Annotated in this window: 15 protein-coding genes and 2 tRNA genes; 5 read left to right on the top strand and 12 right to left on the bottom strand. The window is 59.1% G+C overall.

The features are described from left to right. Positions 1-128: 128 nt before the first annotated feature. Both phnX and H043_RS0128140 read left to right on the top strand, forming a co-directional pair. Positions 129-956 carry a phosphonoacetaldehyde hydrolase gene (gene phnX / locus H043_RS0128145; protein WP_027614594.1) on the top strand — a complete coding sequence of 276 codons (828 nt, stop codon included), beginning with the start codon at positions 129-131 and terminating at the stop codon, positions 954-956. A gap of 191 nt (positions 957-1,147) precedes the next feature. Beyond that, positions 1,148-1,696 (top strand): cytochrome b, encoded by a 549-nt coding sequence (locus H043_RS0128140; RefSeq protein WP_027614593.1) that lies wholly within the window; start codon positions 1,148-1,150, stop codon positions 1,694-1,696. Between the two features lie 161 nt (positions 1,697-1,857). Here H043_RS0128140 and H043_RS0128135 read toward each other — a convergent pair whose 3' ends face one another. Together H043_RS0128135 and H043_RS0128130 are read right to left on the bottom strand one after the other, a co-directional pair. Beyond that, complete coding sequence (locus H043_RS0128135; RefSeq protein WP_027614592.1) at positions 1,858-2,784, bottom strand: 1-aminocyclopropane-1-carboxylate deaminase/D-cysteine desulfhydrase; 927 nt, start codon at positions 2,782-2,784, stop codon at positions 1,858-1,860. A 227-nt stretch (positions 2,785-3,011) separates the two neighbouring features. After that, positions 3,012-5,051, bottom strand: coding sequence for an FAD-dependent oxidoreductase (locus tag H043_RS0128130; protein ID WP_027614591.1), 2,040 nt, complete (start codon positions 5,049-5,051; stop codon positions 3,012-3,014). A gap of 206 nt (positions 5,052-5,257) precedes the next feature. Between H043_RS0128130 and H043_RS0128125 the strand changes: the two genes are divergently transcribed. Together H043_RS0128125 and H043_RS0128120 are read left to right on the top strand one after the other, a co-directional pair. Next, on the top strand, positions 5,258-6,388 hold the full coding sequence (locus tag H043_RS0128125) for a nitrilase-related carbon-nitrogen hydrolase (RefSeq protein ID WP_027614590.1): 1,131 nt from the start codon (positions 5,258-5,260) through the stop codon (positions 6,386-6,388). A 3-nt stretch (positions 6,389-6,391) separates the two neighbouring features. Beyond that, complete coding sequence (locus tag H043_RS0128120; protein ID WP_027614589.1) at positions 6,392-7,432, top strand: AraC family transcriptional regulator; 1,041 nt, start codon at positions 6,392-6,394, stop codon at positions 7,430-7,432. Between the two features lie 386 nt (positions 7,433-7,818). Here the strand turns inward: H043_RS0128120 and H043_RS0128110 are convergent, their stop codons facing one another. Both H043_RS0128110 and H043_RS0128105 read right to left on the bottom strand, forming a co-directional pair. Then, entirely contained in the window at positions 7,819-8,700 is an 882-nt protein-coding gene (locus tag H043_RS0128110) for a DUF2242 domain-containing protein (RefSeq protein ID WP_027614588.1), read from the bottom strand. Positions 8,701-8,791: 91 nt separating this feature from the next. Further along, positions 8,792-9,691, bottom strand: coding sequence for a LysR family transcriptional regulator (locus tag H043_RS0128105; RefSeq protein WP_027614587.1), 900 nt, complete (start codon positions 9,689-9,691; stop codon positions 8,792-8,794). Positions 9,692-9,811: 120 nt separating this feature from the next. On the opposite strand from H043_RS0128105, the gene H043_RS0128100 reads away from it, so the two are divergent. Continuing rightward, positions 9,812-11,014, top strand: a complete 1,203-nt coding sequence (locus tag H043_RS0128100) for an MFS transporter (RefSeq protein WP_027614586.1) — start codon at positions 9,812-9,814, stop codon at positions 11,012-11,014. Positions 11,015-11,585: 571 nt separating this feature from the next. Here the strand turns inward: H043_RS0128100 and H043_RS0128095 are convergent. The 8 genes from H043_RS0128095 to H043_RS0128060 form a co-directional block, all read right to left on the bottom strand. Next, entirely contained in the window at positions 11,586-13,457 is a 1,872-nt protein-coding gene (locus H043_RS0128095; protein ID WP_027614585.1) for a SurA N-terminal domain-containing protein, read from the bottom strand. A 236-nt stretch (positions 13,458-13,693) separates the two neighbouring features. Beyond that, positions 13,694-13,966, bottom strand: coding sequence for an HU family DNA-binding protein (locus H043_RS30200; RefSeq protein WP_008077714.1), 273 nt, complete (start codon positions 13,964-13,966; stop codon positions 13,694-13,696). A 148-nt stretch (positions 13,967-14,114) separates the two neighbouring features. Then, positions 14,115-16,511, bottom strand: coding sequence for an endopeptidase La (gene lon / locus H043_RS0128085; RefSeq protein WP_027614583.1), 2,397 nt, complete (start codon positions 16,509-16,511; stop codon positions 14,115-14,117). A 163-nt stretch (positions 16,512-16,674) separates the two neighbouring features. Continuing rightward, the gene (gene clpX, locus H043_RS0128080; RefSeq protein ID WP_003223632.1) at positions 16,675-17,958 is read right to left on the bottom strand and encodes an ATP-dependent Clp protease ATP-binding subunit ClpX; all 1,284 of its coding nucleotides are present in this window, start codon (positions 17,956-17,958) and stop codon (positions 16,675-16,677) included. A 112-nt stretch (positions 17,959-18,070) separates the two neighbouring features. Then, positions 18,071-18,706 (bottom strand): ATP-dependent Clp endopeptidase proteolytic subunit ClpP, encoded by a 636-nt coding sequence (gene clpP, locus H043_RS0128075; RefSeq protein ID WP_007951559.1) that lies wholly within the window; start codon positions 18,704-18,706, stop codon positions 18,071-18,073. 92 nt (positions 18,707-18,798) lie between these two features. Next, on the bottom strand, positions 18,799-20,109 hold the full coding sequence (tig, locus tag H043_RS0128070; RefSeq protein WP_027614582.1) for a trigger factor: 1,311 nt from the start codon (positions 20,107-20,109) through the stop codon (positions 18,799-18,801). A 398-nt stretch (positions 20,110-20,507) separates the two neighbouring features. Further along, a tRNA-His gene (locus H043_RS0128065) sits at positions 20,508-20,583 on the bottom strand. 76 nt (positions 20,584-20,659) lie between these two features. Beyond that, positions 20,660-20,744, bottom strand: a tRNA-Leu gene (locus H043_RS0128060). Positions 20,745-20,827: the final 83 nt, after the last annotated feature.

The raw sequence follows: 20,827 nt of genomic DNA, 5'->3' as shown, positions 1-20,827 counted from the left end.
CTGTGGGAGCGGGCTTGCTCGCGAAGGCGGAGTGTCAGCCGCCATCAATGTTGAATGTGCCGCCGCATTCGCGAGCAAGCCCGCTCCCACAGTTTTGAACCGTATTGCCAACTCAGGAATTGATTGCCATGAACTACACCAACCCAAGCAAGCTGCAAGCCGCGATCCTCGACTGGGCCGGCACCGTGGTCGATTTCGGCTCGTTCGCACCGACGCAGATCTTCGTCGAAGCCTTCGCCGAGTTCGACGTTCAGGTGTCCATCGAAGAAGCCCGTGGCCCGATGGGCATGGGCAAGTGGGATCACATTCGTACCCTGTGCGATCAGCCGCAGGTCGCCGAGCGTTATCGCAAAGCGTTCGGCCGCACCCCGACCGACGATGACGTGACCGCGATCTACAACCGCTTCATGCCGCTGCAGATCGAGAAGATCGCCGAGCACTCGGCGCTGATTCCCGGCGCACTGGAAACCATCGCCAACCTGCGCCAGCAAGGGATCAAGATCGGTTCCTGCTCCGGCTACCCGAAACAGGTGATGGACAAGGTCGTGGCGCTGGCCGCTACCAACGGCTACGTCGCCGACCACGTAGTCGCCACCGACGAAGTGCCGAACGGTCGGCCATGGCCGGCTCAGGCCCTGGCCAACGTGATCGCCCTGGGCATCGACGACGTCGGCGCCTGCGTGAAGATCGACGACACCGTACCGGGCATCCTCGAAGGTCGTCGCGCCGGAATGTGGACCGTGGCGCTGATCTGCTCGGGCAACGCACTGGGCCTGGACTACGCCGGCTACCGGGCGCTGGGCAGCGATGAACTGGCCAGCGAACGCAAACGCATCCACGCGCTGTTCGCCGATTCGCGTCCGCACTACATGATCGACACCATCAGCGACCTGCCGGAAGTGATTGCCGACATCAACAAGCGTCTGGCCAACGGTGAGATGCCGCAATCGAGCTGATTGCGCGTTTGATCAAACAATAGAAAACGCCAGGGTCTTCGCGACACTGGCGTTTTTTTTGGCTAAAGCCCTGACTCAGCGCAGTAAAACTCCGATCAGCCTCAGGCAAATCTGCCAAAGGGGATTACAGTTAAAGCATGCCGTCGCACAAGAACGGCACGTGGCGATCCTGATCTGTGAGGAAACACCGTATGCCGTGGACAAGTTCCGAATCCCGCTACAGCACCGTGTCCGTGCTGCTGCACTGGCTGATGCTGGTCCTGTTGATCCTGGTGTATGCCAGCATGGAGTTGCGCGGGATTTTTCCCAAAGGCAGTGGCGGTCGCACGCTGATCCGCGAAGTGCATTACATGCTCGGCCTGACCGTGTTCGTGCTGGTGTGGTTTCGTCTGGTAGCGCGCAGCATCGGCCCGGCACCGAAAATCTTCCCGGCCTCGCCGCAGTGGCAAACCCTGCTGGCGCGGGTGATGCACTGGCTGTTGTACCTGTTCATGATCAGCATGCCGATTCTTGGCTGGCTGATTACCAGCGCCGAGGGGCATCAGGTGATGTTCTACGGTTTCGATCTGCCATTGCTGGTGAGCGAGGACAAAGCGTTCGCCAAACAAGTTGAAGGCTGGCACGTGCTGATTGCCACCGCAGGTTACTGGCTGATCGGTCTGCATGCCTTGGCGGGGCTTTATCACCATTATGTGGTGGGCGATAACACGTTGCTGCGGATGATGCCCAAGCGCGGTTGAACACCAACTCGGTAAATTTCCCCTGTGGCGAGGGTGCTTGCTCCCGCTGGGCTGCGCAGCAGACCTGAATCCTGAAAATCTGGACTGTCAGGCAAACTGTATTCGCTGAATCGACGACGGCTGCGCCGCCGAGCGGGAGCAAGCTCCCTCGCCACAGAAGTTCAACTGTAGGAAGTGAATCCGCGGCGCCCCTGCAAACCGCCGGTATGAACAAAGATCAACCGGGTGCCTGGCTCAAATCTGCCGGCCTCAATCTGCTCCTTGAGCATCAACAAAGCCTTGCCGGTATACAGCGGCTCCAACGGAACGCCGCTACTGCGCTCAGTGCTCTCGATGAACTCAAGCAACACCGGATCAACCTTGGCAAAACCACCCCGGCTCGCGTCGAACAATGCGTAATTCGTCATTGCCATATCCGTCTCCCGAACGATCGCCTCCACCTGCGCCGCCACGCCATGATCCTCCGGCACCGCCAGCGCGCCGTACACCGCACGCTCTCCCGCCTCGGCGAGTACCAACCCTGCCAGAGTCGTCCCGGTGCCGCACGCCAGCCACCAGCCGTGGAAATCGCTCCAGCCCAGATTGTTCAGTTGCGTGATCACCTGCTCCTTGAGCGCTTTGCAGCCTAAGGCACCGGCCAATCCGCCGCCACCCTCTGGCACTGCGTGCAGATTCGGGAACTGCGCCTGCCAAGGCTCCCAGAATCCGGGCTCATGCCGCGCCCGATAGCCACCGTAACCGAGCCAGTGCAGTTGCATGCCGAACGCCTGCAGGTCCTCAACCGTGGGCGTCTGCTGTGGATGGCCACGCAACAGCCCAACGGTTTCGAAACCCAGACGCTTGCCAGCCGCCGCCAGCGCATGCAGATGATTGGAATGTGCGCCACCAAGGCTGATGATGCCCTGCGCGCCGGCGCGGTCGGCAGCTTTGAGGTGTTCGGTGAGTTTGAACCATTTGTTGCCGCTGATCAGCGGGTCGGTCTGGTCGAGGCGCAGGATGGCGACCTCGATTCCGGCGTTGGTGAGCCAGTCGAGTTGAAGCAATTCGAGGGGGGCTTGGGGTAGCCAGTTGGCGGGAGGAAGAAGCATGGGCGACTGATCATTCGAGGCAGAGCCGGCATTCTAGTCGCTCACAGGACGCCATCGCGAGCAGGCTCACTCCTACAGGATCCGCGGCATGCATAAATTCTGCGAACACCACAAATCTACTGTGGGAGCGGGCTTGCTCGCGAATGCGGTCTGTCAGTCATTGGATAGTTCAACTGACACGACGCCTTCGCGAGCAAGCCCGCTCCCACATTGGAGATTTGTGGGGCTTAGAGTTCAGCAGCCAGACGCGAACCCTGGTTGATCGCCCGCTTGGCATCCAGCTCGGCCGCCACATCAGCGCCGCCGATCAGGTGCACACTCTGCCCCGCTGCGACCAGACCGTCCTGCAGATCCCGCAGTGGATCCTGACCGGCGCAGATCACGATGTTGTCCACCGCCAGCACTTGCGGCTCGCCGGTTTCGCCAATGCGGATGTGCAGGCCTTCGTCGTCGATCTTCAGGTATTCGACGCTATTGAGCATCTGCACCTGCTTGTTCTTCAGACCGGTGCGGTGAATCCAGCCGGTGGTCTTGCCCAGACCATCACCGACCTTGGTTTTCTTGCGCTGCAACAGGAACACTTCGCGAGCCGGCGCGTGCGGCGCTGCTTTGATCCCGGCCACGCCACCACGGGCTTCCAGATGGGTGTCGATGCCCCACTCTTTCCAGAACGCGGTGCGATCGAGACTGGTGGCCACGCCTTCGTGCACAAGGAATTCCGAGACATCGAAACCGATGCCGCCCGCGCCAATCACCGCGACACGCTTGCCCACCGGTTTGCGCTCGAGGATCACGTCCAGGTAGCTCAGCACCTTGGCATTCTCGACGCCCGGAATCGCCGGCACACGCGGCGCGATGCCGGTGGCGAGGATGATTTCGTCGTAACCGCCCTCGACCAGCTTCGCCACGTCGACACGGGTGTTCAGGCACACCTCGACATTCGTGGTCTGCAGCTTGCGCTTGAAGTAGCGCAGGGTTTCGAAGAATTCTTCCTTGCCCGGCACGCGCTTGGCGATGTTGAACTGGCCGCCAATCTCGCTGGCCGAATCGAACAACGTCACCTGATGGCCACGCTCGGCGGCCACGGTCGCGGCGGACAGACCGGCAGGCCCGGCACCGACCACGGCAATCTTCTTGATCTGTTGCACCGGCAAATAGTTGAGCTCGGTTTCATGGCAGGCACGCGGGTTGACCAGGCAACTGGTGAGTTTGCCGCCGAAGGTGTGATCGAGGCACGCCTGGTTGCAGCCGATGCAGGTGTTGATTTCGTCGGCGCGGCCTTCTGCGGCTTTGTTGACGAAGTCCGGATCGGCGAGGAACGGCCGTGCCATCGAGACCATGTCGGCATCGCCTTCAGCGAGGATCTGCTCGGCGATTTCCGGGGTGTTGATGCGGTTGGTGGTGATCAGCGGAATGTTCACCGAACCACGCAGTTTGGCGGTGACCTTGCTGAACGCCGCGCGCGGCACCTTGGTGGCGATGGTCGGGATCCGCGCTTCGTGCCAGCCGATGCCGGTATTGATGATGGTCGCGCCGGCCTGCTCGATGGCTTTCGCCAGGGTCACAATCTCTTCCCAACTGCTGCCGCCCTCGACCAGATCGAGCATCGACAGACGGAAGATGATGATGAAGTTCGGCCCGACCGCTTCACGTACGCGGCGGACGATTTCCACCGGCAGGCGCATGCGGTTTTCATAACTGCCGCCCCAGCGGTCGGTGCGGTGGTTGGTGTGCGCGGCGAGGAACTGGTTAATGAAATAACCTTCCGAGCCCATAATTTCCACACCGTCATACTCGGCGCTCTGCGCCAGTACCGAACAGGTGACGAAATCGCTGATCTGTTTCTCGATGCCCTCCTCGTCCAGCTCTTTGGGCTTGAACGGGTTGATCGGCGCCTGAATCGCACTCGGCGCCACCTGTTTCGGGCTGTAGGCATAACGCCCGGCGTGGAGGATCTGCATGCAGATCTTGCCGCCCGCCTCGTGCACTGCGCGGGTGACGATGCGGTGCTTGAGCGCTTCTTCCTCGGTGGTCAGCTTGGCTGCGCCGGAGTACACGCTGCCCTCGTCGTTCGGGCCGATACCGCCGGTGACCATCAGGCCGACGCCGCCACGGGCACGCTCGGCGAAGTAAGCCGCCATGCGTTCGAAGCCACCCGGTTTCTCTTCAAGGCCGGTGTGCATCGAGCCCATCAGGGTGCGGTTGCGCAGCGTGGTGAATCCCAGGTCCAGCGGGGCCAACAGGTGCGGATAATGAGCGGCGGTCATCGGTAACTCCACAACGAGCGATCACGGAAATTGCGGGAGCTCTGCGTCCCCCATCAGTCATGTTCGACAGACTAAGAGTCGCACTGCTGTCACTCAATGACCGAAACTGACAACTTATTGATCCAAATGCGCAGCACCCCTTGGCAAGCGTAGGCATGCGCCCTACCCTAGTCGCCACACCCTGTACCCGGCTGTTATTGGTTTTCATGCGCAAACTTCTGTATCTGTTTTTCTCCATGGCCATCGTTGCCGCCCTGACCACCTACGCCATGTGGGCGGCAGACCGGCCGGCGGGGCATTACCTGTCGGACCTGCGCATCAAACTGGCGGTCGATCAGGGCACGCCCGCCGACCGCGGTAATCTGCTGGGCATCCAGCCGGAACTGTTTCCCACCGACTACCAAAGCCCGGAGCGCCTGCACCGCAAACTCGCGGCCTATCTGCAGCAGGCACAGGATCAGGGGCTGCTGAACGAAAAAACCGTGGTGGTACTGCCCGAGCATGTCGGCACCTGGCTGATGATCAGCGGCGAGAAAGACGAGCTCTACCAGGCGCCGACCCTCGTCGAAGCGATGAACTGGCTGGCGGCGAGCAATCCGTTGCTGTTCGCCCGCGCCTGGCTCACTGCCAAGGGCGAAAATCGGCTTGACGACGCGCATCTGCGGATGAAGTCCAAAGCCATGGCCAAGGATTACCAGACGTTATTCGGTGGTCTAGCCAAGGAATTCCACGTCACACTGGTGGCCGGCTCCATTGTCCTGCCCGAACCGAGTATTCGTGATGGCCGGCTCAAGCCCGGTAGCGGCGCGCTGTTCAACAGCAGCGTGGTATTCGGCCGTGATGGCGTGCCGCTGGGCCAGCCCCAGCGGCAGATGCACCCGATCTTCGAACAACGTGACGTGATCGGAAGCGAAGACGAGCACGCGATCAACGTGATCGAGACCCCGGCCGGGCGTCTGGGTGTGCTGATTGGCAGCGACAGCTGGTACCCCGACAACTATCGCCGACTCGACGAGCAAGGCGCGCAACTGGTGGCGGTGCCGGCCTTCGTCGTCGGTCACGACGCCTGGAATCAGCCGTGGGCCGGTTACAAGGGTTCGAGCACACCGGGGTCGGTCAGCCTCAAGCCCGGGGAAATCAGTGAGGGTCAGGCCTGGCATCGCCTGACGCTGACCGCGCAGCCGCCGAGCAGTCGCGCGATTGCTGGCATGAGTGTGTTCCTGCGCGGCCAGTTCTGGGACAAGCCCGGTTCGGGGCAAAGCTTCCTCAGCAGCAACGGTCAGCAATTCGCCGATGGCGAAGCCCGTGGCGCGCGTCTGCTGAACATCTGGTTGTAAGCCATGAAGCCGCTGCCGATGCGTCTGGGGGATCTGTCGGTAGGTTTCGTGCACAGTCTCGCTGATGCCGTGCGCAGCCATGGCGCCGATCCGCAACCGCTGCTTGAACAATACGGCCTGGATGCTGCGCGACTGGCCGAGGCCGGCGCGCGGTTGTCGATTCCGCGCTACATGCGTCTGGGGCACAGCGCGATTCAGTTGACCGGCGATCCGGCACTGGGCTTGCGCATGGGCCAGCTCAGCCGCTTGAGTCAGGCCGGGCTCGCCGGGGTCACTGCCGCGCAGGCGCCGACCGTGCGCGAGGCCGCCCGTTGTCTGATCCGCTTCGAGCCGCTGTACGGCTCCAACTATCGCGGGCAGTCGAGTTTTCACGAAGACGCTCATGGCGCGTGGCTGCGCTTCTATTCGATCAGCCCGTACAACGCCTATAACCGTTTTGTAGTGGATTCGATCATCGCCGGCTGGTTGCATCAACTGTCCAGCGTCGGTCGCGAGCCACTGCGCGCCGAGCGCATCGAGATCGAATTTGACGCGTCGGACTACCGCGACGCCTACAACGCGCTGGGCGACTGCCCGATCCAGTTCGGCGCTGAGCGCAATCAATTGCGCCTGAACCTGAACAGCCTCGCACAGCGTAATCCCGAGCACTGCCCAAGTACCTGGCGGCATCTGCTGCAATTGTGTGAACGAGAACTGGAGCAATTGACCCGCACCCGCAGCCTGCGTGAACGCATCACTCAGCTGTTGGGGCCGTTGCTCAATGGTGGCCGGGAACCCGACCTGGAAGAAGTGGCGGCTCGCCTGAAGCTGCCGACCTGGACGTTGCGGCGCAAACTGGCCGAAGAAGGCACGCAGTTTCGCGCGATCCTCAACGACACCCGCCGTGATCTGGCGATGACCTACATCCGCGACACCGAACTGGCGTTCGGCGAGATCGCCTACCTGCTGGGCTTTGCTTCAGCCGAGGCGTTTCAACGCGCCTTCAAGCGCTGGAGCGGCCAGACCCCCGGCGAGTTTCGCCGCAGTCATCGCAAAACCGCCTGACGCCTTAAAGCTCGGTGGCGTCTTCGGCCGGCTCTGGCTGATCCAGTTCATACGCCTGGAATTCGAGCAGTTCTTCTTGATAGTCGTCCATCGTGTGATCCCCCTGCTGCCCGTTTGAAAATAGCCCGGTCAACTGACCAGTGCCTCGAGCCTATCGTGCCCGTATGAAGGAAAAGTGACATCCCGCCTTCATGAATAAAACGTAGCAGGTGGTCAGGAATTTATCGCAGGATTTTTGTCGGGGGAATGTAACGAGATTTGAGTACACCACAAAACAAATGTGGGAGCGGGCTTGCTCGCGAAAGCGCAGTGTCAATCAACATATACATTGACTGATACTCCGCTTTCGCGAGCAAGCCCGCTCCCACAGGAGGGCTGCGCGCAGCTTATTGCATCGCCGGAATCGGCTCCGATGGCGGCGGGATATTGGTCGGGTTGGCCGGCGGCGTGATCGTTTCGGTAGCCGGTGCAGGCTCTGCACTCGGTGCCGGGGTGATCGGCGCTGACTCGGCCGGCGGCACCACTGGCTCAGAACCCGTTGGCGTCGGCGCAACCGGGGCCGGGGTCGCTGCCGGGGCTGCCGGCGTCATGTTTTGGGCAGGCTCGACAATCCCGGCTGGCGGCGGTGCAGGCGTTGCCTCTACCGCCGGTGCAGGTGTAACCGGCGCTACAGCGGCAGGCTTGGGTTCAGGCACACCGAGATCGGTTTTGGGTTTTTCTTCGATGTGCGCGGCTTTCTTCGCATCGGCTGGCAGGAACAACTCAACCAGCGTGAAGAACCGCTCGTAGAACTTCTGCGAGGTCACGGTTTCGCTGGCGACCTTGACCATTGAATCGTCCGAAGAACCGATCGGCATCGACACCGAACCCAATACGCCAACCCCGAGACTGGCGGAGTTGTTGGTCTTCTTCAGCGCGTAGCGATCCTGCAGGGCATTGGCGAACACCGTGGCATGGTGCTTGGCACTGCCATCTTCGGCACACACCACATTGAAGCTGATTTCCAGGTGGGTTTCCCCGGTCTGCTGGAAACTCTTGTGGCCACTGACCAGTTTCGGGTCACTGCTGGTGATGATGTAGCCCTGGCTGAGCAACGCACGACGGGCCGCCTCGCAACTCGCGGTGTCGGCCACCGGGTAATTGCGCGAGAACGTGCCGGAATCATCGAAGTTCTCATGCTCATAGATCGGCTTGTCCTTCGAACAGCCAGCAACAGCGGTCAACAACAGCGCCAACCCAACGACACGCATGGGAGTTGAAATCAACATTGAACATCCTGAGGAAAAACAGTCCGGGGCGTATTGTGCAACAGAACGTGGCCCTGCGGCGCATGGATTGTGTCTTAAAGCCGTTACAACCCTATTGACCCTTGTTTGCCGGAAAAAGTCGCAGCGACAAGTGATCGATGAAGACGCGCAATTTGGCGGTGGCATGGCGACTGGAGGGCCACAACACCCAGAACTGACCGGTGTGCTTCATATGCGCATCCAGCACTCGCTGCAAGCGCCCCTGCGCCACATCCTCATGGGTCATGAAATCCGGCAGGCAGGCGATACCCATCCCTGCCAGGGCCGCATGATTGACGGCTTCGATGGAGGTAGTGACCAGCCGCGCCGGCAAGCTCGGCTCCGGCGCGCCCTCCTCGCCAATCAATGGCCATGGCTCCAGCTTGCCAGTGGCATGAAAGGTGTGCCGCAAGCAGGCGTGCTCCGCCAGATCGGCGGGAGTTTGCGGCACGCCGTGCTCCCGCAGATACAACGGGCTCGCCACCAGCACCATATGAAACTCACCCAAGGGCCGCGCCATCAGCCGTGAATCTCGTGGCTGACCGGTACGAATCACCGCATCGAAGCCCTCCTCGACCACGTCGACCATGCGATCAGTCAGGTCCAGATCCAGCTCGATCTGCGGGTACAGCGCCATGAACTCATTCATCACCGGCATTACCAGCCCGTGCACCTGCGGCAGGCTGATGCGCAGTTTGCCATGGGGCTGCGAGGCGGAATCGCAAAGTTCGAACTCGGCGGCTTCCACCTCGGCAAGAATTTTGCGACAGCGTGCGAGGAACAGCGCGCCCTCGCTGGTCAGGGTGATGCTGCGGGTAGTGCGATGAAACAGCCGCACGCCCAATCGCGCCTCCAGCCGGGCGATACTTTTGCCCACCGCTGAAGACGACACGCCCTGCAGCCGCCCAGCCTCGGTAAAACTGCGGGTCTCGGCGACCTGAACAAACACCGAAATACTGCCCAGACTGTCCATTCCGCCCCTCCGATTCACGACATCCATGTCCGATATGTTCGGAACCGTAACCCATTTTTCTCCAATGCGCAGCGCCCTAGCCTATGGCCTTCACCCACTTCGGCACATGGACGCTGACTCATGAACGACGCACAACTGACCTCGGCCCTCACCCAGCCAGTCGACACCCGCGAACGATTGCCCCTCGGCGCCCTGCTGGCGCTGGCTACCGCCGGTTTCATCACGGTGCTGACCGAAGCCATGCCCGCCGGCCTGCTGCCACAAATGAGCGCGGGGCTGAATGTCTCCCAGGCACTGATCGGGCAACTGGTCACCCTGTACGCGATTGGCTCGATGCTCGCCGCCATCCCGCTGACCATCGTCACCCGCAGCTGGCGTCGTCGGCCATTGCTGCTGTCAGCCATCGGCGGCTTCGCCATCGCCAACAGCATCACCGCCCTGTCGGAATGGTACTGGCTGACTTTGACCGCACGTTTGCTCGCCGGGATATTTGCCGGGCTGCTGTGGGCGTTGCTGGCAGGCTACGCCAGCCGCATGGTTGCCCCACACCTGCAAGGCCGGGCGATCACCGTCGCCATGCTTGGCGCACCGCTGGCACTCTCGCTGGGCATCCCGGCCGGCACACTACTCGGCACGCTGGTCGGCTGGCGCCTTAGCTTCGCCATCATGACTGCGCTGACGCTGTTGCTGGTGATCTGGGTGCGCTGGCAAGTGCCGGACTTTGCCGGAGAACACGCAGGAAAACGCCAGCCCCTACATCAGGTCTTCACCCTGCCCGGCGTACGCTCGGTGTTGTTCGTGACCTTGACCTACGTGATCGCCCACAACCTGCTGTACACCTACATCGCACCGTTCCTGCAACCGTCAGGGCTGGCCAGCGATATCGACCGGGTGCTGCTGGTGTTCGGCCTGGCCTCAGTGCTGAGCCTGTGGATCGTCGGCAGCCTGATCGATCACTGGCTGCGCGAACTGATGCTGATCAGCACGCTGCTGTTCATGCTCTCCGCCATCGCCTTGGGCCTGTGGCGAGAATCGGCGACCGTGGTCTACCTCGCCGTCGCCGTGTGGGGCCTGGCGTTCGGTGCGATGCCTTCGCTGCTGCAGACTGCCTCGGCGAAAACCGCTGGAGAGGCTGCCGATACGGCGCAGTCGATGCTGGTGACCCTGTGGAATGTCGGAATTGCCGGGGGTGGTTTGGCGGGTGGTTTGCTGCTGGGGAGTCTGGGGGTTGGGGGGTTTCCGTGGATTGTTGTGGGGTTGCTGGTTTTGACCTTGTATGCGGCGCTCATTGCGCGAGGTCATGGGTTCGCGGGGGTGAGGTGATGGGTTTGCCTGTCGCGGATTGGTTGACCGATCGACCGCTCGTTCCCACAGGGATTGAGGTGGGCAGGTAGAGATTGCTCGCCTGACAGGCCGCCATCGCTGGCAAGCCAGCTCCCACAAGATCAAGATCAAGATCAAGATCAAGATCAAGATCAAAAGATCAAAAGATCGCAGCCTTCGGCAGCTCCTACACGGGCCGAGTGTCAGCTCGCCGAAAGCTCTTGATCTTGCCGTGCCGGCCCCATCGGCAGGCTGAGTGGAGGGGTTTATCCGGGGGAAGGAGCGCAGCGACGTTTGGCGAAGCCAAACACATCGAGAGGAGGTGCAGCGAAGCAAACCGGAGGCGATGCCCCCGGATGAATCCCGTAACGAAGGAACCCGAGCCACGGCGAGGGCCGAACGCCGGGGCCAAGCCTTTTGGTTACTTTTCGGCGTCTGGAAAAGTGACTCGCTGTAAGAGCGAAACCGCCAGCGGCAGCACCCGAAGCAACGAATATACACCCAAATCTCAACCATAAAAAAAAACCCCGACCATAAGATCGGGGCTTTCCAGTTACCACTCAGTCAACCATCAATACCGCTTGATGTCCGCCTGACTCTCCAACTGCTTACGGAACGCCGCAAAATCCTGCTGACCTTCACGCGAAGCCAGGAAACGACGGTACTGCGCCTTCTCTTCATCAGTCGGCGCTACCGCTTCATTCACACCGTCCAGACGCACAATCATCAGACTACCGTCCTGCAAGGTCACGCTGCTGAACGTCGGCTTGCCCTTGGCTGCCGGTTTAGGCATGCGGAACAACGCCTGCAGCACAGTCGGGTCAACCCCTTCCTGAGCGCGGGTCGCCGCCGTCACAACTTTCCAGTTCTGGCCGTCAACCGCCTTGTCCTGCGCAGTCTTGCCATCGCGCAGACCAGCAATCAACTGGTCAGCCTTGGTCTTGGCCGCAGCGCTGGCGTGCTCTTTGGTCAGTTGGGCACGGATCGCCGTGTTCACCGCTTCGAGTGGCAACTGCTCAGGCTTCAGATGCTCCTTGGCGCGCAGCACGACCACGGTTTCCGGGTCCAGCTCGATACCGGTGCTGTTGGCGTTTTCTTCCAGCACTTCCTGACTGAACGCAGCCGTCACCACCGCGCGGTTGGCGGCGATGCCTTCGCCACCTTCACGGCCGAACGGCTTGGAGGTGTGCACAGTCAGTTTCAGATCTGCCGCAGGCTGGGCCAGGTCAGACGCTTCGAACGCCGAGTCTTCCAGTTGCTTGGTCGCCTCGACAAAACGCTGCTCGACCTGTTGAGTCTTCAGCTCGCGGGTCAACTTGTCTTTCAGGCTGGCCAGGGTCGGAACTTCCGGCGCTTCAACACCCAGCAGCTTGATCAGGTGGTAACCGAAGTCGGTACGCACCGGCTCGGACACCTGGTCCTTGTTCAGCGAGTACAGGGCTTTTTCGAAAGCTGGATCATAGACGCCAGGACCGGCAAAACCGAGGTCACCGCCATTGTTGGCCGAGCCCGGATCCTGCGAGAACTCCTTGGCCAGCGCTTCGAATTTCTCGCCCTTGGCCAGACGCGCCTGGACTTCTTCGATCTTCGCCTTGGCCTGAGCGTCGGTAGTCTTGTCGTTGACTTCGATCAGGATGTGCGCCGCACGACGCTGTTCCGACAGGTTGGCGATCTCTTTCTGATACGCCGCCTGCAGGTCTTCATCCTTGACCGCAACCTGGTCGAAGAAAGAAGACTTCTTCAGCTCGACATAATCGACGACCACTTGCTCAGGGGTCATGAACTCCTTGGCGTGCTCGTCGTAGTAAGCCTTGACCTCATCGTCGGTCAGCTTGACCGCGGCCGGGTCGGCCTTGACGTTCAGCGAAGCGAAATCGCGGGTCTGTTTTTCCAGACGGGCAAATGCCAGCACTTCGGCGTCGGTGACGAAGCCGCTACCGGCAACACCGGCGCGCAACTGACCGATCAGCATTTCCTGAGCCAGCATCTGGCGGAATTGCATGCGGGTGTAGCCCAGTTGACGAATCACCTGGTCGAAGCGCTCGGAGCTGAACTTGCCGTCCACCTGGAATTCAGGGGTCTGCAGGATCACCTGATCCAGTGCACCTTCGGAGAAAGCGAATTTCGATTGTTCTGCGCCTTGCAGCAGCAGCTTGCGATCGATCAGACCCTTGAGGGCCGATTCGCGGAGCATTTTTTCGTCAAGCAAGGAAGCATCGAAGTCCTTGCCCAGTTGTTGCATCAGCTGACGGCGTTGCATGTCAACGGCCTGGCTCAGCTCGTTCTGGCTGATTTCTTCACCATTGACCTTGGCCGCATCGTTGGTGTGCGTTGTGGCCTTGAAAATGGCATCGAAACCGGTCAGAGCCATCAGTGCAACGATGACCCCGATAATGGTCTTGGCAATCCAGCCTTGTGAATTGTCCCTGATATTCTGCAGCATGCGTCCCCCAGAAACGGTTGAACTTCAAAAATTAGGCAACCGTGGAGCGTGGGTAGAATCCGGATAGAAGAAAGGCGCATCCGAGGATGCGCCTTCTCGTAACTGGCGGAGCGGACAGGGCTCGAACCCTCGATCCCGGCGTTACAGGCGGCTGTTCCAGCGACCTGCTCTACCGCTCCGCTGCCAAGTCAGGCATGACCCCGACCCGGATGGGTAAAAACCTGAAACAAACTAACTTAGTTGACAGCTTCTTTCAGTGCTTTACCGGCTTTGAAACCTGGCTTTTTAGCAGCAGCGATTTGCAGCGTCTTGCCGGTCTGTGGGTTACGACCAACGCGAGCTGGACGATCAGTCACGGAGAAAGTGCCGAAACCAACCAGAACAACGGAGTCGCCAGCCTTGAGAGCGCCAGTGACGGATTCGATTACAGCGTCCAGCGCACGGCCAGCAGCAGCTTTCGGGATATCAGCGGATGCAGCGATAGCATCAATCAGTTCCGACTTGTTCACTCTAAGTCCCCTTATATCTATTTTGAGATGATTCTAAGTTTTTTGGTGAAAGCAAAAACGAGTGCTGAATGGCCTACAGACACTTAAGAGCCGCTTTATAACAAGGGCTCTAAAAAGCTGTCAAGGAAGCCCCCCAGGCAAAAACGTATTAATGCGTGCTAATTCTTTCCTTTGAATCAGACTCACGTTTTTCGTCCTTGGAAACTATCTCCGGAGCCACATCCGGCAAGGGCTCCGGCGCGTATTGCAGCGCAATTTGCAGGACCTCGTCAATCCATTTAACCGGTTTAATCTGCAGATCCTGCTTGATATTGTCAGGAATCTCCTTCAGATCGCGCACGTTCTCTTCCGGAATAATCACAATCTTGATTCCGCCACGGTGAGCCGCGAGCAGTTTTTCCTTCAGACCACCAATCGCCAACACTTGGCCACGCAGGGTAATTTCGCCGGTCATGGCGACATCGGCGCGCACCGGAATCCCGGTCAAGGCCGACACCAGTGCCGTGCACATACCCACACCCGCGCTAGGACCGTCCTTCGGGGTCGCCCCTTCCGGCATGTGAATGTGCGTGTCGCGCTTCTCATGGAAGTCCAGCGGAATGCCCAGGCTTTTGGCACGGCTGCGCACAACGGTCAGCGCCGCAGTGATCGATTCGACCATTACATCGCCCAGCGAACCGGTCTTGATCAGCTGACCTTTACCCGGTACCACAGCCGCTTCGATGGTCAGCAATTCGCCGCCCACCTGCGTCCACGCGAGGCCAGTCACCTGACCGATCTGATCCTGTTGCTCTGCCAGACCGTAGCGGAATTTACGCACGCCGAGGAAGTGCTCGAGCAGGTCAGCTGTCACTTTTACCGAGAAGCGTTTTTCCAGCGCATGTTCTTTCACAGCCTTGCGGCAGACTTTGGCGATCTGACGTTCAAGGCCACGCACACCGGCTTCACGGGTGTAGTAACGGATGATGTCGCGGATCGCTTCTTCATCGAATTCCAGCTCGCCTTTCTTCAGACCATTGGCGGCAATCTGCTTGGGCGACAGGTACTTTACGGCGATGTTGATCTTTTCGTCTTCGGTGTAGCCCGGCAGACGAATGACTTCCATCCGGTCCAGCAATGCCGGCGGGATGTTCATCGAGTTCGAGGTGCACAGAAACATCACATCGGACAGGTCGTAATCGACTTCCAGATAGTGATCGTTGAAGTTGTGGTTCTGCTCCGGATCGAGCACTTCCAGCAACGCCGACGCCGGGTCGCCACGCATGTCGCTGCCCATTTTGTCGATTTCATCGAGCAGGAACAGCGGGTTGCGCACACCCACTTTTGTCATCTTTTGAATCAATCTTCCTGGCATCGAACCGATGTAGGTCCGGCGATGGCCACGAATTTCCGCCTCGTCACGCACGCCACCGAGGGCCATACGCACAAATTTACGGTTGGTGGCGTGGGCAATCGACTCTGCCAGCGAGGTCTTACCCACGCCAGGAGGACCCACCAGGCACAACACCGGGCCACGGATCTTCTTCACACGCTTCTGCACGGCGAGGTATTCAAGGATGCGCTCCTTGACCTCTTCGAGACCGTAGTGATCGGCGTCGAGAATGTCTTCAGCACGCGCCAGGTCGAGGCGTACCTTGCTTTGCGCCTTCCACGGCACCTGCACCAGCCAGTCGATGTAGGAGCGCACCACGGTGGCTTCAGCGGACATCGGCGACATTTGCTTGAGCTTGTTCAGCTCGGCGGTGGCTTTGGCCAAGGCATCTTTCGGCAGGCCGGCAGCATCGATGCGCTTTTTCAGCTCTTCGATTTCATTGTGACCTTCGTCACCGTCGCCCAGCTCTTTCTGAATGGCCTTCATCTGCTCATTCAGGTAGTACTCGCGCTGGCTGCGCTCCATTTGCTTTTTGACGCGGCCGCGAATGCGTTTTTCAACTTGCAGCAGATCGATTTCGGCATCCAGCAAGGCGAGCACGTGCTCGACCCGGGCCGACAGATCGATGATTTCGAGGATTTCCTGCTTCTGCTCGATCTTCAGCGCCATGTGCGCGGCCATGGTGTCGACCAGACGACCCGGCTCATCAATGCTGTTGAGCGACGACAGGACTTCAGCCGGGACCTTCTTGCCCAACTGCACGTATTGTTCGAACTGCGACAGCAGGCTGCGCACGAACACTTCGGATTCGCGCTCGGCGGCGTCGACTTCGTCGATCAGCGAGACTTCGGCGCGGCAATGCCCGTCGACTTCGCTGAAGCGCTCTACAGCACCGCGCTGCTCACCTTCGACCAGAACCTTGACGGTGCCGTCCGGCAGCTTCAGCAGCTGCAACACAGTGGCGATAGTACCTACGCGATAGAGAGCTTCTTCACCGGGATCATCGTCAGCCGGGTTTCTCTGGGCCAGCAGCAGGATCTGCTTGTCGCCCGTCATCGCGGCCTCGAGGGCTTCGATGGATTTCTCGCGCCCCACGAACAGCGGGATAACCATGTGCGGATACACCACGACATCACGCAATGGCAGGAGAGGCAATTCGATGGTTGTCTTCATGATTTCGCCTCTACGGCGGCCATATGGCCGTAATCAGATGGAATTAAACTTGAAACCAAGATGGGGGCTGCCTTGAAAAAAAACAAGCGCAAAGCGGATGTAAAAAACGACATAAAAAAAAAGAGGCCCGAAGGCCCCTTCTTTGTTCCGGCAGTGTGGACGCTTACGCGTCCGGCGCTGCCTTGGCCGTCGGCTCACTGTTTTCGTAGATATACAGTGGCTTGGACTTGCCTTCAATCACGCTTTCATCGATGACGACTTTGCTCACTTCAGACTGCGAAGGGATTTCGTACATCGTGTCGAGCAGCACACCTTCGAGAATCGAACGCAGGCCACGGGCACCGGTTTTACGTTCCAGGGCACGCTTGGCGACCGACTTCAGTGCGTCGGTCCGGAACTCCAGATCCACGCCTTCCATCTCGAACAGCTTGGCATACTGTTTGGTCAGAGCATTTTTCGGCTCGGTGAGGATCTGCATCAACGCAGCCTCGTCGAGCTCGTCCAGCGTCGCAAGAACCGGCAGACGACCGACGAATTCCGGGATCAGACCGAACTTGACCAGATCGTCAGGCTCGACTTCACGCAGGGATTCACCGACTTTCTTGCCTTCTTCCTTGCTGCGCACTTCTGCGTTGAAACCGATGCCGCCCTTGGTGGAACGGTTTTGGATAACCTTTTCCAGACCAGAGAACGCACCGCCGCAGATGAACAGGATGTTACGGGTGTCGACCTGCAGGAACTCCTGCTGCGGATGCTTGCGACCACCTTGCGGTGGAACGGAAGCGACCGTGCCTTCGATCAACTTGAGCAAGGCCTGCTGCACGCCTTCACCGGAAACATCGCGGGTGATCGACGGGTTGTCGGACTTGCGGGAAATCTTGTCGATTTCGTCGATATAGACAATGCCCATCTGGGCCTTTTCCACGTCGTAATCGCACTTTTGCAGCAATTTCTGAATGATGTTCTCGACATCTTCACCTACGTAACCGGCCTCGGTGAGGGTGGTTGCGTCAGCGATGGTGAACGGAACGTTCAGCAGGCGGGCCAGTGTTTCGGCCAGCAGGGTTTTACCGGAGCCTGTCGGGCCGATCAGCAGGATGTTGCTCTTGCCGAGTTCGACGTCGTCAGCCTTCTTGTCACGCTGATTCAGGCGCTTGTAGTGGTTGTACACCGCTACGGCCAGAACCTTTTTCGCACGCTCCTGACCGATTACATACTGGTCAAGGATGCCGCTGATTTCTTTAGGCGAAGGCAATTTATGCGCGCTGCTTTCGGCCTGTGCTTCCTGCACCTCCTCGCGGATGATGTCATTGCACAGGTCGACGCACTCGTCGCAGATAAAGACCGAGGGGCCGGCAATCAATTTGCGCACTTCATGCTGGCTTTTGCCACAGAAGGAGCAATAGAGCAGCTTGCCGTTGTCCTCGCCGTTGCGGGTGTCAGTCATTCGTTCGATCCAAATCCGATAGGCTTGCAACACAAGATGAAGGCTATTGCGGGCTTTTTCAAGCCCGCTGGTGGTCGGACCTGCCGACCCACCTTATTTTGAGCTGCTTATTTTACGCAGGACGCTGGTTGATGACTTCGTCGATCAGGCCGTATTCCTTCGCAGCTTCTGCACTCATGAAGTTGTCGCGGTTGGTGTCACGCTCGATTTCTTCAAGCGTACGACCGCTGTGCTTGGCCATCAGCGTGTTCAGACGCTCGCGGATGAAGAGGATTTCCTTGGCATGGATTTCGATATCCGAGGCCTGGCCCTGGAAACCGCCCAGTGGCTGGTGAATCATCACACGCGAGTTCGGCAGGCAGAAACGCTTGCCTGGAGCACCAGCCGTCAGCAGGAATGCACCCATGCTGCACGCCTGACCAATGCAGGTCGTCGAGACGTTTGGCTTGATGAACTGCATGGTGTCGTAGATCGACATGCCCGCTGTCACCGAACCGCCCGGGGAGTTGATATAGAGATGGATGTCCTTGTCCGGGTTTTCCGCTTCAAGGAACAGCAATTGCGCACAGATCAGGTTGGCCATGTAGTCCTCTACAGGACCCACCAGGAAAATTACGCGCTCCTTCAGAAGGCGCGAGTAGATGTCATAGGCGCGCTCGCCACGAGCAGATTGCTCGACAACCATCGGGACCAGGCCGCCGGCGGCCTGGATATCAGAGTTCTGCTGAATATACGAATTACGGAACATGCTCTGCAGTCACTCCCAAATAGTTATGTCTTGAATACGCATAAGCCAGCTCGAAGGCTGGCTTATGTGTGTACTTCTTAACGCAAAAACAATCAGTCGGCTTTTGGAGCTTCTACCGGCTTGACCGCTTCTTCGTAAGAGACCGATTTGTCGGTCACGCTAGCTTTCTGCAGAACAGTATCCACAACTTGTTCTTCCAGCACAACCGAACGAACTTCGTTCAGTTGCTGCTCGTTCTTGTAGTACCAGGACACGACCTGCTCAGGTTCCTGGTAAGCCGAAGCCATTTCCTGAATCATTTCGCGAACGCGGGCTTCGTCAGGCTTCAGGTCGAATTGCTTGACCACTTCGGCCACGATCAGACCCAGCACTACACGGCGCTTGGCTTGCTCTTCGAACAGCTCGGCCGGCAGTTGGTCAGGCTTGATGTTGCCACCGAACTGCTGAACAGCCTGCACACGCAGACGGTCAACTTCGTTGGACAGCAGAGCCTTCGGCACTTCGATCGGGTTGGTGGCCAGCAGACCGTCCATTACCTGATTTTTCACCTTGGACTTGATGGCCTGACGCAGCTCACGCTCCATGTTCTTGCGAACTTCGGTGCGGAAACCGTCGATGCCGCTTTCCTTGATGCCGAATTGAGCGAAGAACTCTTCGTTCAGCTCTGGCAGCTTCGGCTCGGACACGGTGTTTACAGTCACGGTGAACTCGGCGGTTTTGCCGGCCAGGTCCAGGTTCTGATAGTCCTCAGGGAAGGTCAGGTTCAGAACGCGCTCTTCGCCCGCTTTAGCGCCCACCAGGCCTTCTTCGAAGCCCGGGATCATGCGACCGGAACCCAGCACCAGTTGAGTGCCTTTGGCCGAGCCGCCAGCGAAGGCTTCGCCGTCAACCTTGCCAACGAAATCAATGTTCAGCTGGTCTTCGTTCTGAGCAGCACGATCGGCCACTTCAAAACGGGTGTTCTGCTTGCGCAGGATGTCCAGCATCTTGTCCAGATCGGCGTCAGCCACTTCAGCGCTCAGACGCTCGACAGTGATGCCGTCGAAACCGGCAACGGTGAACTCAGGGAACACTTCGAATACGGCAACGTATTCCAGGTCTTTGCCAGCTTCCAGCGACTTCGGCTCGATCGAAGGCGAACCGGCAGGGTTCAGCTTCTGCTCAACCACGGCTTCGTAGAAGGAGGACTGGATGACATCACCAACAGCTTCCTGACGAGCGTCAGCACCGAAACGGCGCTTGATTTCGCTCATTGGCACTTTGCCTGGACGGAAGCCAGCAATCTTGGCCTTTTGGGCAGTCTGCTGCAGACGCTTGTTGACCTGGCTCTCAATGCGCTCAGCCGGCACGGTGACGCTCATGCGGCGCTCAAGAGCAGTAGTATTTTCAACAGAAACTTGCATGGATATTCCTCGTTGCACAGACGTTAGCCGGCCGTTTCCGACCCCAGAATCAAGGGCATGCATTCTAGTGGGTCAAACTCAAGAAGTCACCCTACTGAAAACGGGTAAAAAAACAGCAGGCCATTTATAGGTGTGAATGCAGCAATGCACTCCACCTCGAAGACGAATAAAGACCATCACGCCAAGGCTCTGCTTCAACCGCTTCTATATATAGAAGAGACTGCGAGCCATCTCCCTGACGGCTGATCCCGCGAACATGGCCGGCGGTCGGCACGCTGACAGCAAGCCCCTGAACACGACGAAACGCCCTGCCCTTCGACCCGAAACGCTGCGCGACAAACCACCAGCCGTAAAACAAAAAAGGCGCCAGACTGTTAAATCTGGCGCCTTTCGAAATATGGGGTGGACGATGGGGATCGAACCCACGACAACGGGAGTCACAATCCCGTGCTCTACCAACTGAGCTACGCCCACCATATTGCGTCACAAAAAAGCCATTCAACTTCTTTGCTGAACTTCATCAGGCCTGCGGCATGAATGAAGCTTTAATTGGTGCGGATGAAGAGACTCGAACTCTTACGCCTCGCGGCGCTGGAACCTAAATCCAGTGTGTCTACCAATTCCACCACATCCGCAGATGAAGCTTTTTAAAGCAAAGGCGCCAGATTGTTACATCTGGCGCCTTTCGAAATATGGGGTGGACGATGGGGATCGAACC

Origin of the sequence: Pseudomonas sp. URIL14HWK12:I6, from assembly GCF_000514195.1 — a bacterium.
Classification (GTDB): Bacteria; Pseudomonadota; Gammaproteobacteria; order Pseudomonadales; family Pseudomonadaceae; genus Aquipseudomonas; species Aquipseudomonas putida_A.
The sequence above is the reverse complement of the archived record's forward strand: the minus strand, read 5'-3'. Positions and strand labels throughout refer to the sequence as shown.

Excerpts from the sequence above, each read along its gene's own strand:
- phnX (WP_027614594.1), top strand. The coding sequence starts at position 129 with ATGAACTACACCAACCCAAGCAAGCTGCAAGCCGCGATCCTCGACTGG.
- H043_RS0128140 (WP_027614593.1), top strand. The coding sequence starts at position 1,148 with ATGCCGTGGACAAGTTCCGAATCCCGCTACAGCACCGTGTCCGTGCTG.
- H043_RS0128135 (WP_027614592.1), bottom strand. The coding sequence starts at position 2,784 with ATGCTTCTTCCTCCCGCCAACTGGCTACCCCAAGCCCCCCTCGAATTG.
- H043_RS0128130 (WP_027614591.1), bottom strand. The coding sequence starts at position 5,051 with ATGACCGCCGCTCATTATCCGCACCTGTTGGCCCCGCTGGACCTGGGA.
- H043_RS0128125 (WP_027614590.1), top strand. The coding sequence starts at position 5,258 with ATGCGCAAACTTCTGTATCTGTTTTTCTCCATGGCCATCGTTGCCGCC.
- H043_RS0128120 (WP_027614589.1), top strand. The coding sequence starts at position 6,392 with ATGAAGCCGCTGCCGATGCGTCTGGGGGATCTGTCGGTAGGTTTCGTG.
- H043_RS0128110 (WP_027614588.1), bottom strand. The coding sequence starts at position 8,700 with ATGTTGATTTCAACTCCCATGCGTGTCGTTGGGTTGGCGCTGTTGTTG.
- H043_RS0128105 (WP_027614587.1), bottom strand. The coding sequence starts at position 9,691 with ATGGACAGTCTGGGCAGTATTTCGGTGTTTGTTCAGGTCGCCGAGACC.
- H043_RS0128100 (WP_027614586.1), top strand. The coding sequence starts at position 9,812 with ATGAACGACGCACAACTGACCTCGGCCCTCACCCAGCCAGTCGACACC.
- H043_RS0128095 (WP_027614585.1), bottom strand. The coding sequence starts at position 13,457 with ATGCTGCAGAATATCAGGGACAATTCACAAGGCTGGATTGCCAAGACC.
- lon (WP_027614583.1), bottom strand. The coding sequence starts at position 16,511 with ATGAAGACAACCATCGAATTGCCTCTCCTGCCATTGCGTGATGTCGTG.
- clpX (WP_003223632.1), bottom strand. The coding sequence starts at position 17,958 with ATGACTGACACCCGCAACGGCGAGGACAACGGCAAGCTGCTCTATTGC.
- clpP (WP_007951559.1), bottom strand. The coding sequence starts at position 18,706 with ATGTTCCGTAATTCGTATATTCAGCAGAACTCTGATATCCAGGCCGCC.
- tig (WP_027614582.1), bottom strand. The coding sequence starts at position 20,109 with ATGCAAGTTTCTGTTGAAAATACTACTGCTCTTGAGCGCCGCATGAGC.